This is a genomic window from Pseudomonas sp. KH_046_2 (assembly GCF_057838985.1).
Map to the genome: position 1 here is coordinate 3362047 of NZ_CM174480.1, position 15058 is coordinate 3377104.

Here is a 15058-nt window from a genome sequence, read left to right on the forward strand (position 1 = left end):
CAGGGCTTGGGCGGCATCGGTGCTGATGGTCGATAGTCTATCAGCCGGAAATGCACTCGTTTGCAGCATTCTGTACGTCCTTTGGCCGCACCGGGACATTGGACATGCTCTCGTGCAGCTTGATGCTGCTGCCGCCGGAGCGTTCTTCAATGTCAAACACGGCAGACGGCCCCGCGGAAAACTTGAGCGGCACGATCACACGCAAGCCATCCTTGTGCGGCTGGATCTGCAAGGCGCCACGGCTATCGGCCAGCTTTTCGCTCAGGCATTGCGCGTACTCATGGGGTTTCTTGCCGGAAATCACGTTCATCGTCGGCAAGGACTCGTTGATGTCCGAGACGTTCGCGCAACCACTGATCGTCAATGCCATCGGCAACAACCACAAACCCCACTTCATACTAAACCTCCGATAAAGACCCTCGGACAGCGCAACTGCGATTTTTCTCCGAGACAATCTGCTTTATCGCTCATCAAACGTGAAATTAGCGTTTTTAATTGTCAAAGTGGCCGGATAATAAGGCCTTCGGGCTGATAAACTGCGCCAATCGCCCATGCTATCGTTTTGATTTTGTAGAAAAAGCCCTTCTGGAGGCGCCTCATGAAATTTATCCATCAGCGCGAGCACCTCAATGAAGACGACATCGTCGTCATTCAATGCTCCCAAATGTGCAACATCCGTTTGATGAACGACGCCAACTTCCGCAGCTTCAAGAATGGCGGCCGTCACACCTACCACGGTGGAGCATTCGACACGTTTCCGGCCCGCATCACGGCCCCGAGCACCGGTTTCTGGAACATCACGATCGACACCGTCAACCGCCGTGCTATCAGCGTGACGCGCAAACCCACGCTGACTCACTCGATCAAAATCATTCGCCGTTCCAGCACTAAACTGAGCTGACCAGCGAACCCGAAACACCAGACAGGCAGATACAACCGTGGCCCAAACGACCAAGTACGTCATCAAATACAAACTCAACGGTGAGCGCCGCTTCGAGTTTGCCCAGCTTGAAAACGGCACCCCGGAAGAAGCCAAGGCGGCACTGGATGCCATTCATGGGCAGGACGACGTCATCAGCGACATCAGCGTCAGCAAAGCGCTGTAACACGATCCGGAGCGACAAAGGACGTCGCCGCCCGCTCGCAGTTCAACCGCAAGCAGCGGAGTGCCAGCTTCATCCTTGCCGTGCAGACTGGCCACCTCCATGACAAGAGGCCCGGCAATGAGCGCGCAATATCTGGACAGGCTGGACTGGCCCCGACTGGAACAGCAACTTGATCAGGACGGTTACGCCGTCATCCCGTCACTGTTGAGCCACAAGGCTTGCGAGCAGGTCAGCGCCTTGTACCCTCGAACCGAACTCTTTCGCTCGCACGTGGTGATGGCTCGTCACGGGTTTGGTCGAGGCGAGTACAAGTATTTCAGCTACCCGCTGCCGGAACTTGTGGCCCGCTTGCGCGGCGCGCTCTACCCGCGGCTGGTGCCCATCGCCAATCGCTGGCATGAACAAATGGGCTTGCCGGAGCGTTTTCCTGAAACCCATCCAGCGTTCCTCGAACGCTGCCATGCCGCTGGTCAGAACCGTCCGACACCCTTGTTGCTGCAATATGGTCCGCAGGACTACAACTGCTTGCATCAGGACTTATACGGTGAGCAGGTTTTCCCGCTGCAAGTGGCGATTCTTCTGTCAGAGCCCGATCAAGACTTCACCGGCGGCGAATTTCTCCTGACCGAACAGCGCCCGCGAATGCAGTCGCGCCCGATGGTCATCGGCCTGAAGCAAGGTGACGGGTTGATCTTTGCGGTCAATCAACGGCCGGTCAAAGGGACTCGCGGTTACTACCGCGTGACCCTGCGTCACGGCGTGAGTCGCCTGCACAGCGGCAAACGGCATACCCTTGGAATCATCTTTCACGATGCGTCATGAGCCCATGAATCCGCTGACTTTCGATCTGTTTGCCGATGCTGAACCCGAGCAACAGCCCAGGCGCGAGCAGATCGGCGAACAGTCCTACGTGCTCAGAGGCTTCGCCCTGCCCTGGCTGGAGCGCTTGCTGCCTGCCCTGGATTAAGTGCTGGCGGCCGCACCGTTTCGGCAGATGGTCACACCCGGCGGTTTCACCATGTCGGTCGCCCTGAGCAGTTGTGGCACATTCGGCTGGACCACAGACCGCAGCGGTTATCGGTATACCCGCGACGATCCACAAACCGGCCGGCCCTGGCCAATGATGCCCGAGGTGTTTTTCCAACTGGCACAAGCGGCGGCGCTGGCAGCGGGTTTCGCCGACTTTGCACCGGATTCCTGCCTGATCAACCGCTACATCCCCGGAGCAAAAATGTCATTGCATCAGGACAAGGACGAACATTCCTACGCAGCCCCCATCGTTTCGGTGTCCCTGGGTTTGCCGGCGATGTTTCTGTTCGGCGGTTTTGCACGCAGCGACAAAAGTCAGCGCGTTCCCCTGTTCCATGGTGACATCGTGGTCTGGGGTGGCGTGGATCGCCTGCGTTATCACGGTGTGTTGCCAATCAAGGATGGCCATCATCCGAAGCTGGGCGAGCAACGCATCAACTTCACCTTCCGTACCGCCGGATAAGACTTAGAATTTGACCGCAAGCGCCGGAGTGTGTGGGAATTGCCCCATGGTTAATGTGCAGGCAACCCCTCAATGGACGTGACGCCATGACAACCCAATCGACCAAGATCACCATCGAAAACGATCCGCGCTGGGCCGCCGTGGTCGCGCGCGATCCCAAGGCAGACGGGCAGTTCGTGTATGCCGTGAAGACCACCGGCATCTACTGCAATCCCAGCAGCCACGCGCGTTTGCCCAAGCCCCACAATGTCGAATTCTTCGATAGCGCCGAACAGGCCCGAGCCGCGGGTTATCGTCCGAGCAAGCGTGCGACCAAAGATCAGAGCGAACTCGCCGCGCAACATGCCGCCACCGTGGCCGCCGCGTGCCGCCAGATCGAAAGCGCCGAAACGCTGCCTGCGCTGGGCGAATTGGCCGAGGCGGCGGGCCTGAGCAGCTTTCACTTCCATCGCGTGTTCAAAGCCGTCACCGGCCTGACGCCCAAGGGTTACGCCGATGCCCATCGCTCACGCAAGGTTCGCGAACGGCTGGCAGACGGCGGCTCGGTGACCGATGCCCTGTATGACGCCGGCTTCAACTCCAACAGCCGATTTTATGAAGCGGCAGACCAACTGCTCGGAATGAAACCCGGTGACTACCGCGCCGCTGGCCAAAACAATGACATTCGTTTTGCCGTCGGCCAGTGTTCGCTGGGCGCGATTCTGGTGGCGCAGAGTGAGCGCGGCGTTTGCGCGATCCTGCTGGGCGATGACCCGCATCAACTGGTCTGTGATCTGCAAGACAAATTCCGCCGCGCCAACCTGATTGGTGCCGATCATGAATTCGAGCAATTGATTGCCAAGGTAGTCGGCTTTATCGAGGCGCCGGCCATTGGCCTTGATTTGCCGCTGGATGTACGCGGCACGGCATTTCAGGAGCGAGTCTGGCAAGCGCTGCGGGAGATTCCCGCTGGCAGTACTGCCAGCTACGCCGATGTCGCCCAACGTATCGGTCAACCAAAAGCCGTTCGCGCCGTGGCTCAAGCCTGCGGCGCGAACAACCTGGCAGTAGCGATCCCATGCCATCGCGTGGTGCGCAGCGATGGCAATCTGTCGGGCTATCGCTGGGGAGTCGAGCGTAAACGCCAGTTGCTGGAACGCGAGTCGCAGTGATCAGCGATTCACATCCACCACCACGCGCCCGCGCAACTGCCCGGCCAGCAAGCGCGACGCGGCTTCAATGGCTTCGCTCAAACCTATTTCGTGACTGATCAGCGGCAACAGGTTGAAGTCCAGATCCTTGGCCAGGCGATTCCAGGCCTCCACGCGCTTGGCTTTGGGCTGGGTCACGCTGTTGATGCCGGCCAGGGTCACGCCGCGCAAAATGAACGGCGCAACGGATGCCGGAAAGTCCATGCCCTGGGCCAGACCGCAGGCCGCGACGGTGCCATTGGCCTTGGTGCTGGCGCACGCGTTGGCCAGGGTGTGGCTGCCGACCGAGTCGATGACGGCCGCCCAGTGCTCCCTGGCCAACGGCTTGCCCGGCTCGGACAAGGTCGCGCGATCGATGATTTCGCTGGCCCCCAGTTGCTTCAGGTAGTCGTGCTCCGAGGTGCGTCCGGTGGACGCAACCACCCGGAAGCCGAGCCTGCTCAGCAAAGCGATGGCGAAACTGCCGACGCCACCGTTGGCGCCGGTGACCAGGACTTCGCCCTGCCCGGGCGTTACGCCATTGTGCTCAAGGGCAAGAATACACAGCATGGCCGTGTAGCCCGCCGTACCGATGGCCATCGCCTGGGCCGCGGTAAATGCCTTGGGCAGCGGAATCAGCCAGTCACCGTTCAGGCGAGCTTTCTGCGCCAATCCTCCCCAATGCCCTTCACCCACGCCCCAGCCATTGAGCAGGACTGCGTCACCGACCTTGTAGTCCGGATGCCCGCTGACTTCGACGACACCCGCCAAGTCGATGCCCGGAACCATCGGGAATTTGCGCACCACCGGGCTGCTGCCGGTGATCGCCAGGCCATCCTTGAAATTCAGCGTGCTGTAGGCAACGCGCACCGTGACATCGCCCTCGGGTAACTGATCGTCCTGGATCTCTTGCAGTGTGGCCCGGTAACCGCTGTCGTCTTTGTCGATCAAAATGCCTTTGAACATTACGGCCTCTCAATGGAATCAGTCTGGTGGTGGTGCAATTGAAATAACACATGGCAACGGATTGCCGTACGCGACTTTAAGCCAACCAGGCAAACCGCCGGGCATTTTGATTGACGGCGGCTATGCTTTTTCGCAACCCTGAAGTGCCGCAACAGACTGTCTTGTCGATGGAGCTGACTATGCCTCAACTGCGTTTACTCACCATTTTACTAATGCTCTGTTTGGCCCCACTCGGCGGCGTCCAGGCCGCAGCAGAGCAACCCGCCCAACCTCCCGCGAATCAGGCGATTGCCTCCCCCAGCTGGCCACAGGTGCTGGCTGCCGGCGACACCAAATTGACCATCTACCAACCGCAACTGGACAGTTGGGACGGTTACACCCTGAATGCGCGGGCTGCCGTGGAGGCCACGGACACCGATGGCAAATCCACCTACGGCATCGTGCAGTTCAGCGCCCATACCCTGGTCGACAAGGCCACCCGCTGGGTGGCGCTCGATCAGTACACCATCACCAAGGCCGATTTCCCCGACAGCGCAACCAAGGCTGACAGCTGGATCGCTGCGGTAAAGCAAGACGCCGAGAATCGCACGAAAACCATTTCCCTCGACCAACTCGAAGCCGCGCTCGGCGTCATCGCCGCCGAGCAAAAGTCCAACAGCGAGCCGCTGGAAAATACCCCGCCGACCATTATTTCGTCCGAGGTGCCCGCGCTGCTGGTGTACATCGATGGCGAGCCTGCCTATCGCCCCGTCGATGGCACCTCACTGCAGCGAGTGATCAACACCCGGCCGTTGCTGCTCAAGGATGCGCAGGGCAAACATTACCTGCACGTGTTCGATGGCTGGATGGTGGCAGACAACCTGGGCGGACAATATGCGCCATTGCCCTCGCCCTCCGCCGAGCTGGAAAAAGCCAAGAAAGCTGCGATCCAGGGCCGACAGGTAGACCTGCTGACAGGCCAGAGCGATCCGAAGGACAAGATACCGACGCTGGCCAAGCCGCCGATTCCGCAGATCTATATCGCCACAGTGCCGACCGAACTGATCGTCACTGACGGCGCGCCGCAATGGCAGCCGATCCAGAACACCAAGCTGTTGTATGTGACCAACACCACCGGGCATATTTTCAAGGAAATCGGTGACCAGGACAGTTACGTGCTGATCTCGGGTCGCTGGTTCCGCGCCGGTGACATGAAAGGCCCCTGGACCTTTGTCGGTGCAGACAAGTTGCCGGCGGACTTCGCCAACATTCCCGATGACAGCCCCAAGGAAAACGTAAAAGCCTCGATGGCCGGCACGCCCCAGGCCAAGGAAGCGGCGATTGCAGCGACCATTCCACAGACCTCGGCGATCAAGAAAAGCCAGGTGAAAATGAGCAAGCCGACTTTTGACGGTGAGCCGCAACTCAAGGCCATCAAGGGCACGCCCCTGCAATACGTGGTCAACAGCCCGATGCCGATCATCATGGTCGATGCACAAAGCTGGTACGCGGTGGAGAACGGCATCTGGTTCGTTGCCACCTCGGTGCAAGGCCCCTGGACGGTCGCCTCTTCGGTACCGGCGGAGATCTATTCGATTCCTCCCAGCTCACCGATGCACTACGTCACTTACGTGAAAGTCTACGAAGCCAGTGGCGATACGGTCGTCGTTGGTTACACGCCGGGGTACCAGGGCTCGACGCTGGACCCTGACAGCGGTGTGGTGGTGTATGGCACCGGTTATCCCTATACGCCGTGGGTAGGCAGTGTCTGGTACGGCCCGCCAGTAACCTATGGCTTTGGCGTGGCGATTCGCTACACGCCCTGGACAGGCTGGACGTTCGGCTTCGGTTTCGGCTGGAGTTGGGGCGGCAGCACGGTCGCCGTGGGTTGGGGTTGGGGCGCCTATCCGTGGTGGGGCAATTACGGTTGGGGTTATGCCTGGGGGCCGCATCTGTACCCGGCGCCAATGCCTTGGGGCGGTGCCGCTTACGGCTATCATGGCGGCGCCGTCGCCTGGGGCCCCGGTGGCTGGGCCGGCACGACCGGCAACATCTACCGCCAATGGGGCGACCGCGCTTCGGTCAGCCGCTACGGTGGTGGTTACAACGCCTGGACCGGCAATCGCTGGGCCGGCCAGGTTGGCGCCTCCTACAACTCGCGTACCGGCATCGCCGCGGCAGGCCAGCGCGGCGCGGTACATAACGTCTACAACGGCAACTATGCCGCTGGCCGCAGCGGTGCGGCCGTGGGCCCTGACGGCGGGGCCATTGCCGGCCAGCATGTGACCGCTGGCAACGTCCGCACCGGCACCCAGGTCACCGCCAATCGCGGGGCCGTCTACAACCCCAATACCGGCAACACCACCCAGTACGGCGGTATCCATGATCGCAACGGCGGCGTGGCGCACGTCGGCGACAACGTGTACGCCGGCCATGATGGCAACGTTTACAAGAGGACCGATAGCGGCTGGCAATCGATGGTCCAGGGCGGTGCAACCCGTCTCGATTCGGCCAACACTGCCCAGGTCCAGAATCTCAACCGGGAATACGATGCGCGCTCCTTCGGTAATGATCGCTTCAACAGTTATCACGACTCGTCCCGCTTCATGAATCACTCCTTCGGGGGTGGCGGCTTCCACCGACGCTAAAGCCTTACCTGCTGAAAAGACGACTGGCCTTGCGCCAGTCGTTGCGTTACAAATCCTGTTCTACCGTCCCTGCCCGGATCCAACGTCGGAGAACACAGCGCATGAACCAATGGCCAGATACCCGCATTCTTGACCTGCTCGGGATCGAACTGCCGATCATTCAGGGGCCGATGGCCGGTGCCACAAACTCGTCCATGGTGATCGCCACCTGCAATGCCGGCGGCCTGGGCTCGATGCCAGCGGCAATGCTCAGCACGGATCAACTGCGCGAAGAGCTCAAAACCATCCGCCAACACACCCGGCGCCCGATCAACGTCAACTTCTTCTGTCATCAGCCTCCTGCTGCGGATGAGCAACGCGCACAGGACTGGAAAAACCTGCTGCAACCCTACTACCAGGAACTCGGCGCCGACTTCGATGCGCCGACGCCGGTGTCCAACCGGGCGCCGTTCGATAACGCGGCCTGCGAAGTGGTCGAAGCGTTTCGCCCTGAAGTAGTGAGTTTTCACTTTGGCCTGCCGGAAAAATCCCTGCTCGACCGGGTCAAAGCCACCGGTGCGAAAGTGCTGTCCTCGGCCACCACCGTCGCAGAAGCCGTGTGGCTGGAGCAGCACGGCTGCGATGCAATCATTGCCATGGGCTACGAGGCCGGGGGCCATCGCGGGATGTTTCTCAGCGACGACCTGAGCAGTCAGGTTGGGACTTTCGCCTTGGTGCCCCAAGTCGTCGATGCGGTGAAGGTACCGGTGATTGCCGCTGGCGGCATCGCTGATGCACGAGGCGTCGCGGCGGCCTTCATGCTCGGTGCTTCGGCGGTGCAGGTGGGTACGGCGTACCTGTTCACGCCTGAAGCCAAGGTCAGTCCGTCTCATCACAAAGCCTTGCGTACCGCCAGGGAAAGTGAGACAGCCGTCACCAACGTGTTCACCGGTCGCCCGGCCCGGGGCATCCTCAATCGGGTAATGCGTGAACTGGGCCCCATGAGCGCCAAGGCCCCGGCCTTCCCCCTTGCCGGTGGCGCGCTGATGCCGTTGCGGGCCAAAGGTGAAGCGGACTTCAGCAACCTCTGGGCCGGCCAGGCCTTTACCCTTGGGGTCGAATTGACCAGCGAGGCACTGACTCGAAAGCTGGCTGAAGAAGGATTAGCGAGGCTGCTAGGTCGCTCCTGAGCATCAGTTTCGTTAAAATTGTATACAATTCTGCGGCAACACATTCCGTTCAAAGGCAATTCGCTATATATTTATGTACATAACGATTTACCCCTACCGCAATTGCCTTTGACGGAGCCGTTTCATGACCATTCGTGCCTCACGTTTTGCCCCGACCTGCCTGGCGAGCCTTCTCGCCGTATTCGCCTTCGGCTCAGCCCAGGCGGACGAAGTCCAGGTGGCTGTCGCCGCCAACTTCACCGCGCCCATCCAGGCCATTGCCGCTGATTTCGAAAAGGACACCGGGCATAAACTGGTCGCATCCTTTGGCGCTACCGGCCAGTTCTACACCCAGATCAAAAACGGCGCGCCGTTCGAAGTGTTCCTCTCGGCAGACGACAGCACCCCGAAAAAACTTGAAGCCGAAGGCGACTCCGTCAAGGGTTCGCGCTTCACCTACGCCGTCGGCACCCTGGCGCTGTGGTCGGCCAAGGAAGGCTACGTCGATGCCAAAGGCGATGTGCTGAAAAAGAACGAGTTCCAGCACCTGTCCATCGCCAACCCGAAAGCCGCGCCTTATGGCCTGGCGGCGACCCAGGTACTGGCAAAAGAAGGCCTGAGCGACAAGGTCAAGGACAAGATCGTTGAAGGCCAGAACATTTCCCAGGCCTACCAATTCGTCTCCACCGGCAACGCCGAGCTGGGTTTTGTCGCACTGTCGCAGATCTACAAGGACGGCAAGATTACCAGCGGTTCGGCCTGGATCGTTCCCGCCAGCCTGCACGACCCGATCAAGCAAGACGCCGTGATTCTCAACAAGGGCAAGGACAACCCGGCCGCCAAGGCGCTGGTTGACTACCTCAAGGGGCCGAAAGCGGCAGCTGTCATCAAGTCCTACGGTTACGAAATCTAAATGTCGCTATCGAGTGCCGATCTTTCCGCCATCTGGCTGACCCTGAAACTGGCGTCCCTGACGACCGTCATCCTGCTGATTGTCGGCACTCCGATTGCGTTATGGCTGTCGCGCACCCGTTCCTGGCTGCGCGGCCCGGTCGGGGCGATTGTCGCCCTGCCCCTGGTGCTGCCACCGACGGTGATTGGTTTCTATCTGTTGCTGGCCCTCGGCCCTCACGGGTTCCTGGGCCAGCTCACCCAGTCACTCGGCCTTGGCACCCTCACTTTCAGTTTTGCGGGGTTGGTCATCGGTTCGGTGTTGTATTCGATGCCGTTTGTGGTCCAGCCGCTGCAAAACGCTTTTTCCGCGATTGGCACGCGCCCGCTCGAAGTGGCCGCGACCTTGCGGGCCAATGCCTGGGACACCTTTTTCAGCGTGACCCTGCCCCTGGCCCGCCCCGGGTTCATTACCGCGGCCATTCTCGGCTTCGCCCACACCGTCGGCGAGTTCGGCGTGGTGCTGATGATCGGCGGCAACATTCCCGAGAAGACCCGCGTGGTCTCGGTACAGATCTACGATCACGTCGAAGCCATGGAATATGCCCAGGCCCATTGGCTGGCCGGGGCGATGCTGGTGTTCTCGTTTGTCGTCCTGCTGGCGCTGTATTCCAGCCGTAAAACCAAAGCGGGCTGGAGCTGATCGATGATTCAAATGCGTCTGAACCTGCGTTATTCGGGCTTCGCCCTGGACGTCGACCTGCAACTGCCGGGCCGTGGCGTCACGGCGCTTTACGGCCACTCCGGCTCGGGCAAGACCACTTGCCTGCGCTGCATCGCCGGCCTGGAACGGGCTGATCAAGGCTATGTCCAGATCAACGATCAAGTCTGGCAAGACAGCGACAACCGGATCTTCGTCGCGCCGCACAAACGCGCGCTCGGCTACGTGTTCCAGGAAGCCAGCCTGTTTCCTCATCTGTCGGTGCTGGCCAACCTCGAGTTCGGCCTCAAGCGCATCCCCAAGCTGCAGCGCCGGGTCGACATGGCCCACGCCACCGAGTTGCTGGGCATCGGCCATTTACTGGACCGGCACCCACAGCACCTTTCAGGCGGTGAGCGACAGCGCGTCGGCATCGCCCGCGCCTTGCTCACCAGCCCGAAACTGCTGTTGATGGACGAACCCCTGGCGGCGCTGGATGCCCAACGCAAAGGTGAAATCCTGCCCTACTTGCAACGCCTGCACGACGAACTCGACATCCCGGTGCTGTACGTCAGCCACTCCCAGGATGAAGTCGCGCGGCTGGCCGACCATATCGTGTTGCTCAGTAACGGCAAGGCACTGGCCAGCGGCCCGATCGGCCAGACCCTGGCACGCCTCGACTTACCGCTGGCAATGGGGGATGACGCCGGTGTGGTGATCGAAGGTCGCGTCAGCGCCTATGACGCCGACTATCAATTGCTCAGCCTGCAACTGCCCGACACCGCCCTCGACATTCGTGTGCCGCATACGCCAATGGACGTGGGCCAGGCGCTGCGCTGCAAGGTCCAGGCCCGGGATGTGAGCCTGAGCCTGGACAATGCCGGGCACAGCAGCATCCTCAATCGCCTGCCGGTCACCGTGGTCAGTGAAATGAACGCCGACAACGCCGCCCACGTGCTGATTCGCCTGGACGCCGCCGGCACGCCACTGCTTGCGCGGATCACGCGATATTCCCGCGATCAACTGAACATCCATCCTGGCCAGCCACTCTGGGCACAAATAAAAGCGGTTGCGGTGCTGGCGTAAATCCGAAGGCACGACTGCACCGGGCAGAGGTCAGCGCCTGAACCGACGAATTGACCTGCCTATTTTTTGCACGATCAGCAATGACTTCTATAGTTGAACTGAACACGAATCCGCTGCGGAGACGCCATGGAAGACATTTTCGTCGTGAAGCGTTGCAACAAGATCATCATCCATGGCCGCCGTGAAGGTGAAATTGACCACCTGCCACCGGATGCCGCGGTCTGGTACCGCATCGCCGATACCCGCACCCAGGGCTTCATCGGAGATGGCTACGAGGTTGAAGAGGACGCCGTGCGTGTTTGCCGTCAGTTGAACGCTAAATCACAAGTGACAGCCCGACAAAGTTGAGGAGTGTCACCCTTTTTTCACGGGTCTATACTGAAATGGCTGAAGGATCAGTAACCCATTCGGCAGAAAGCTCGCTCCCGGCGGGCTTTTTGCTGCCACACCAGGTTTCTTGAACGGAGGTGTCTCCCATGTCCGAAAAAGAGTCCATCACCACCCTGCTCACCTTGCTGGACTCCCGTCAGGCCCGCCTGGCCGCCGCCTGCAAGGAAATCGCCGACTGGGTCGATCATCAAGGCGGACACCCCACCGCCCTCAGAATTCGTGATCGCCTGAACGACATCGAGAAGGACACGCCGCTGATCCGGCACACGCTGTCGTCTCTCCAGCCTGTCGACCGGCCTCTGCCTCGGTTCAGATGATCCGTCACGGATTCGCGGTGCGAGGACAGGCCCGATTCGGGCAGCATGATCGGTGACACTGACGTCTCCGAACCTTTGGCTGCCTGCTGGATTTCCATCCTTTCTCACAACCCGGCCTGGAACCGGGATTTTTTGTTGCGCAAAACCAATCGAACGTCCCCGCTCCCGTGGAGTCAACCGCTCACGCGTCACGAAGGAGACGTTCCAATGATCACTCATTGCAACGTCAGCGGGCGCCTTGCCTGCGGTCACACATGAACAGAGACCTCATTACTTGTCGACGCCCCTGTGCACCGGCTCCATGATCTCGCGCAGGGACATGCGCTTGAACGCCTCGACCAGTGCTCGTCCCTCCTGCGGTGCACAAGTGACAGCCAACCGCATGGTTGCCTCGCCCAGGTGCCAGATCAAAAACGCGGACTCCTCGACCTGTTGCTCGTCGCAGTCGGGATACACACGAAGCATCGCCTGGGACAGCAACGCTCCGGCAACCCGACTCTCCTCCAACTCCAGCTGCAATAACTGCTTGTCGGCCTGCATGCCGGACCAGATGTCACGCATCACCGGTGTCGCCATCACTATCTCGTAATACAAATCGAGCAACTGCGAATAGGCCGCCTGCAAACCCCGGGCATCCTCGACGGCCTCCATTGCCTCTGCAATGCAACGACGGCTCTCAGCGTTATAGCGCTCGGCCAACGTGCGGATGACGGAACTCTTGTCGGGAAAATACTGATAAAGGGAACCGATCGAGATCTCGGAGCGCTCGGCGATTTCACTCATCTTGAGTTGATCGCTGCCCTTGTCCGCGATCAATTGAGTCGCCATCGCCAAAATCCGCTCCTGACGATTGCGGCTGCGCTGTTGCGTGGGATTGCGTCGAACCGCTTCTGCAGCAGGCTGTTCGAGGGTTTCAGAGGTTTTTTTGCGCACGAGTGAATTCCCGATCAAAAACGTGACATGTACTCACCTTAGCATCGCCACTCCCTACGCCCAACAACAGATGCCACACGTCGGGGAATTCGATCCGATGGGTTGACGGTAAAACATGAGCATCTATCATCTTTACAACATGAGCATCACTCACATTAACCGATGGAGATGAACGCGATGAAAACTGCCCAACCAATCACGCTGGTCCTCGGCGCCACCGGCAAAACCGGACGGCGCATCACACAACGACTCGAAGCCGCCGGCATGCCCGTTCGGCGGGGTTCGCGCGACGCCAATCCTCCCTTCGACTGGGAAGATCGATCGACTTGGGACGCCGTGATCGATGGCGTTCATTGCGTCTACATTTCCTTTCAACCTGATCTCGCCGTTCCGGGCGCCGTTGAGACCATCCAGGCGTTCACCGACCTGGCGGTGAAAAGCGGCGTCCGCAAACTGGTCTTGTTATCCGGACGTGGCGAAGTTGAAGCAGAACAGGCCGAACGCGTCGTACAGGACAGCGGGATTGACTGGACGATTCTGCGGGCCAGTTGGTTCTGCCAGAATTTCAGCGAGGCACACTTTCTTGAACCCATTGTGCAGGGAGAACTCGCACTCCCCGTCAGCCAGGTCGCCGAGCCCTTTGTCGATGCAGAAGACATCGCCGAGTGTGCCGTCGCCGCACTGACTCAACCCGGGCACACTGGCCAGCTCTATGAACTGACCGGCCCGCGGGCGTTGACCTTCGCTCAAGCCGTGGCCGAGATTGCCCGCGCCACCGGTCGCAACATCGAGTTCGTGGCCGTACCTCCGGACGCCTATCGACAGGCAATGGAACAGGAACAACTTCCCCCGACGTTGATCGATCTGGTGTTGTATCTCTTCACAACTGTGCTGGACGGGCGCAACACACCCGTGGCCGATGGCGTTCAGCGGGCGCTGGGACGCCCGGCGCGCGACTTCGGCGACTACGTACAACGCACTGCCGCTACGGGCATCTGGGGCGATGGCAGTCCGACGTAAAGCAGTGGCGGGAACCCGCTTCGTCGACTAGGGTTTTTGGCGTATCGAAGTGCGGCGCTTTTATTGGCAGGAGCCTGATTAAGGAGGAACCCATGTCACTCAATCGTAGTGCCGAACAAACCTACCGCCAGTGGTCGACCCCGATCCTGTTGGAACTCAAGGAACGAGAACATCAGATGGACCCGTCAGACCGCCAGGCATTGGAAAACGTACTATTGGAAAGAAGGCTGATCGATACCGGCAACCCGGCCGGCAGCGATCGCCGCAAGGCAGACCCGGCGTCCTGAAGCATCAGGCGACCACGATCAAGATAGAAATAATGGAACAGAAACAAACAAGGGCTTTCATCCGCTTTCGCTTGCAAGCCCTTGATCCTCGATGATGCCGCGCTAAAACCACCCACTACGATCATCATCCAGTTCCTGGCGACACTGCTTGAGCTGGGCGCTGTAGATCTCTGACTGCTTTTGCACTTTCTGGGCAACCTGCATCAGCCAAGGTTTACTGCGATAGGAATCGCGGCTGAAGCCCCCTCGCCCCTCGTGATAAGCCAGGTACTGATTGTAGGTGTCCCATTTGGAGATTCCGAGCTGACGCTGGGTGCCAGTGGTGTACCAACCGATAAACATGATCGCGTCGTCGAAACTGTCACGCGAACCACCGTTGCCCGTATTGTCCTTGTATTCACCCCATACCGGGTCTTGAGCCTGCGCATAACCGTAGGCCGAACTGACTCGCCCCCAGGGGATTACCCAGAGCAGGTAGTCACGAGGCGGCAATGCGTCCGCCACGTAGCTGCTTTCCTGCTTCATGATCGCCATGGCCACATGCAGAGGCGTCCCATATTCACTCTGCATTTGCAGCGAGTCCTCATACCAGTCGGGATACTCACGGTAGATACTGCAGAGATTGCCTTGATCTTTTGGCGGCATAGTCGTGCAACCCGTTAAAAACATGATCAACAAAGCCAACAGCAGAACTTGTCCTTGTTTCATTCATTACCCTCAAAGGTAAGGGCATAAGTACCCTCCATTTACTGCAAAGAGCCTGAGTCAGGCAGGTGCAGGCAAAAACGTCAGAAGACATCCAGCTCGACCGCGTCACCCTTATCGAAAGGCTTCTTTGTAAGTCCCTATTGCACGGCGACCTGACGCAAGCCCCGAGCTCTCATTGAATGCTCACAGCTGTAGGCGTAGGAACAGAGACTGTACGC

General features: G+C 59.7%; 17 protein-coding genes and 1 pseudogene. 14 read left to right on the top strand and 4 right to left on the bottom strand.

What is annotated here, in order from left to right; genetic code table 11:
• Positions 1-40 precede the first annotated feature (40 nt).
• Positions 41-397, bottom strand: a complete 357-nt coding sequence (locus AC3IX1_RS15140) for a hypothetical protein (protein WP_489384769.1) — start codon at positions 395-397, stop codon at positions 41-43.
• Between the two features lie 201 nt (positions 398-598).
• Between AC3IX1_RS15140 and AC3IX1_RS15145 the strand changes: the two genes are divergently transcribed.
• The 5 genes and pseudogenes from AC3IX1_RS15145 (at position 599) to ada (ending at position 3749) form a co-directional block, all read left to right on the top strand.
• Positions 599-901, top strand: coding sequence for a DUF1883 domain-containing protein (locus AC3IX1_RS15145; protein WP_007912251.1), 303 nt, complete (start codon positions 599-601; stop codon positions 899-901).
• A gap of 37 nt (positions 902-938) precedes the next feature.
• Complete coding sequence (locus tag AC3IX1_RS15150) at positions 939-1106, top strand: hypothetical protein (RefSeq protein ID WP_347906856.1); 168 nt, start codon at positions 939-941, stop codon at positions 1104-1106.
• Positions 1107-1223: 117 nt separating this feature from the next.
• Positions 1224-1928: a 2OG-Fe(II) oxygenase gene (locus AC3IX1_RS15155; protein WP_489384770.1), complete on the top strand. Its 705-nt coding sequence runs from the start codon at positions 1224-1226 to the stop codon at positions 1926-1928.
• Positions 1918-2598: pseudogene (gene alkB, locus AC3IX1_RS15160) on the top strand (DNA oxidative demethylase AlkB). Before AC3IX1_RS15155 ends, alkB begins: the two are co-directional and overlap by 11 nt.
• An 86-nt stretch (positions 2599-2684) precedes the next feature.
• Complete coding sequence (ada, locus tag AC3IX1_RS15165) at positions 2685-3749, top strand: bifunctional DNA-binding transcriptional regulator/O6-methylguanine-DNA methyltransferase Ada (protein ID WP_489384771.1); 1065 nt, start codon at positions 2685-2687, stop codon at positions 3747-3749.
• Here the strand turns inward: ada and acuI are convergent, their stop codons facing one another.
• Positions 3750-4733, bottom strand: a complete 984-nt coding sequence (gene acuI, locus AC3IX1_RS15170) for an acrylyl-CoA reductase (NADPH) (protein WP_489384772.1) — start codon at positions 4731-4733, stop codon at positions 3750-3752.
• A 179-nt stretch (positions 4734-4912) separates the two neighbouring features.
• Here acuI and AC3IX1_RS15175 point away from each other — a divergent pair, with 179 nt between their 5' ends.
• From AC3IX1_RS15175 to AC3IX1_RS15205, 7 genes are all read left to right on the top strand, one after another.
• On the top strand, positions 4913-7360 hold the full coding sequence (locus AC3IX1_RS15175) for an autotransporter (RefSeq protein WP_489384773.1): 2448 nt from the start codon (positions 4913-4915) through the stop codon (positions 7358-7360).
• Positions 7361-7461: 101 nt separating this feature from the next.
• Positions 7462-8529: an NAD(P)H-dependent flavin oxidoreductase gene (locus AC3IX1_RS15180; RefSeq protein WP_489384774.1), complete on the top strand. Its 1068-nt coding sequence runs from the start codon at positions 7462-7464 to the stop codon at positions 8527-8529.
• A 124-nt stretch (positions 8530-8653) separates the two neighbouring features.
• Positions 8654-9421 (top strand): molybdate ABC transporter substrate-binding protein, encoded by a 768-nt coding sequence (gene modA / locus AC3IX1_RS15185; RefSeq protein ID WP_489384775.1) that lies wholly within the window; start codon positions 8654-8656, stop codon positions 9419-9421.
• Positions 9422-10102, top strand: coding sequence for a molybdate ABC transporter permease subunit (gene modB, locus AC3IX1_RS15190; RefSeq protein WP_489384776.1), 681 nt, complete (start codon positions 9422-9424; stop codon positions 10100-10102).
• A gap of 3 nt (positions 10103-10105) precedes the next feature.
• Complete coding sequence (gene modC, locus AC3IX1_RS15195) at positions 10106-11185, top strand: molybdenum ABC transporter ATP-binding protein (protein WP_489384777.1); 1080 nt, start codon at positions 10106-10108, stop codon at positions 11183-11185.
• A gap of 126 nt (positions 11186-11311) precedes the next feature.
• Complete coding sequence (locus AC3IX1_RS15200) at positions 11312-11533, top strand: hypothetical protein (protein WP_223460652.1); 222 nt, start codon at positions 11312-11314, stop codon at positions 11531-11533.
• Positions 11534-11661: 128 nt separating this feature from the next.
• Positions 11662-11892 (top strand): hypothetical protein, encoded by a 231-nt coding sequence (locus AC3IX1_RS15205; RefSeq protein WP_007975977.1) that lies wholly within the window; start codon positions 11662-11664, stop codon positions 11890-11892.
• A 270-nt stretch (positions 11893-12162) separates the two neighbouring features.
• Here the strand turns inward: AC3IX1_RS15205 and AC3IX1_RS15210 are convergent, their stop codons facing one another.
• Positions 12163-12825 (bottom strand): TetR/AcrR family transcriptional regulator, encoded by a 663-nt coding sequence (locus tag AC3IX1_RS15210; protein ID WP_489384778.1) that lies wholly within the window; start codon positions 12823-12825, stop codon positions 12163-12165.
• A 177-nt stretch (positions 12826-13002) separates the two neighbouring features.
• Between AC3IX1_RS15210 and AC3IX1_RS15215 the strand changes: the two genes are divergently transcribed.
• Complete coding sequence (locus tag AC3IX1_RS15215; protein ID WP_489384779.1) at positions 13003-13845, top strand: NmrA family NAD(P)-binding protein; 843 nt, start codon at positions 13003-13005, stop codon at positions 13843-13845.
• Positions 13846-13937: 92 nt separating this feature from the next.
• Positions 13938-14132: a hypothetical protein gene (locus AC3IX1_RS15220; RefSeq protein WP_489384780.1), complete on the top strand. Its 195-nt coding sequence runs from the start codon at positions 13938-13940 to the stop codon at positions 14130-14132.
• Between the two features lie 102 nt (positions 14133-14234).
• Here AC3IX1_RS15220 and AC3IX1_RS15225 read toward each other — a convergent pair whose 3' ends face one another.
• Complete coding sequence (locus tag AC3IX1_RS15225; protein ID WP_489384781.1) at positions 14235-14840, bottom strand: transglycosylase SLT domain-containing protein; 606 nt, start codon at positions 14838-14840, stop codon at positions 14235-14237.
• Positions 14841-15058: the final 218 nt, after the last annotated feature.

Excerpts from the sequence above, each read along its gene's own strand:
- AC3IX1_RS15140 (WP_489384769.1), bottom strand. The coding sequence starts at position 397 with ATGAAGTGGGGTTTGTGGTTGTTGCCGATGGCATTGACGATCAGTGGT.
- AC3IX1_RS15145 (WP_007912251.1), top strand. The coding sequence starts at position 599 with ATGAAATTTATCCATCAGCGCGAGCACCTCAATGAAGACGACATCGTC.
- AC3IX1_RS15155 (WP_489384770.1), top strand. The coding sequence starts at position 1,224 with ATGAGCGCGCAATATCTGGACAGGCTGGACTGGCCCCGACTGGAACAG.
- ada (WP_489384771.1), top strand. The coding sequence starts at position 2,685 with ATGACAACCCAATCGACCAAGATCACCATCGAAAACGATCCGCGCTGG.
- acuI (WP_489384772.1), bottom strand. The coding sequence starts at position 4,733 with ATGTTCAAAGGCATTTTGATCGACAAAGACGACAGCGGTTACCGGGCC.
- AC3IX1_RS15175 (WP_489384773.1), top strand. The coding sequence starts at position 4,913 with ATGCCTCAACTGCGTTTACTCACCATTTTACTAATGCTCTGTTTGGCC.
- AC3IX1_RS15180 (WP_489384774.1), top strand. The coding sequence starts at position 7,462 with ATGAACCAATGGCCAGATACCCGCATTCTTGACCTGCTCGGGATCGAA.
- modA (WP_489384775.1), top strand. The coding sequence starts at position 8,654 with ATGACCATTCGTGCCTCACGTTTTGCCCCGACCTGCCTGGCGAGCCTT.
- modB (WP_489384776.1), top strand. The coding sequence starts at position 9,422 with ATGTCGCTATCGAGTGCCGATCTTTCCGCCATCTGGCTGACCCTGAAA.
- modC (WP_489384777.1), top strand. The coding sequence starts at position 10,106 with ATGATTCAAATGCGTCTGAACCTGCGTTATTCGGGCTTCGCCCTGGAC.
- AC3IX1_RS15200 (WP_223460652.1), top strand. The coding sequence starts at position 11,312 with ATGGAAGACATTTTCGTCGTGAAGCGTTGCAACAAGATCATCATCCAT.
- AC3IX1_RS15205 (WP_007975977.1), top strand. The coding sequence starts at position 11,662 with ATGTCCGAAAAAGAGTCCATCACCACCCTGCTCACCTTGCTGGACTCC.
- AC3IX1_RS15215 (WP_489384779.1), top strand. The coding sequence starts at position 13,003 with ATGAAAACTGCCCAACCAATCACGCTGGTCCTCGGCGCCACCGGCAAA.
- AC3IX1_RS15220 (WP_489384780.1), top strand. The coding sequence starts at position 13,938 with ATGTCACTCAATCGTAGTGCCGAACAAACCTACCGCCAGTGGTCGACC.
- AC3IX1_RS15225 (WP_489384781.1), bottom strand. The coding sequence starts at position 14,840 with ATGAAACAAGGACAAGTTCTGCTGTTGGCTTTGTTGATCATGTTTTTA.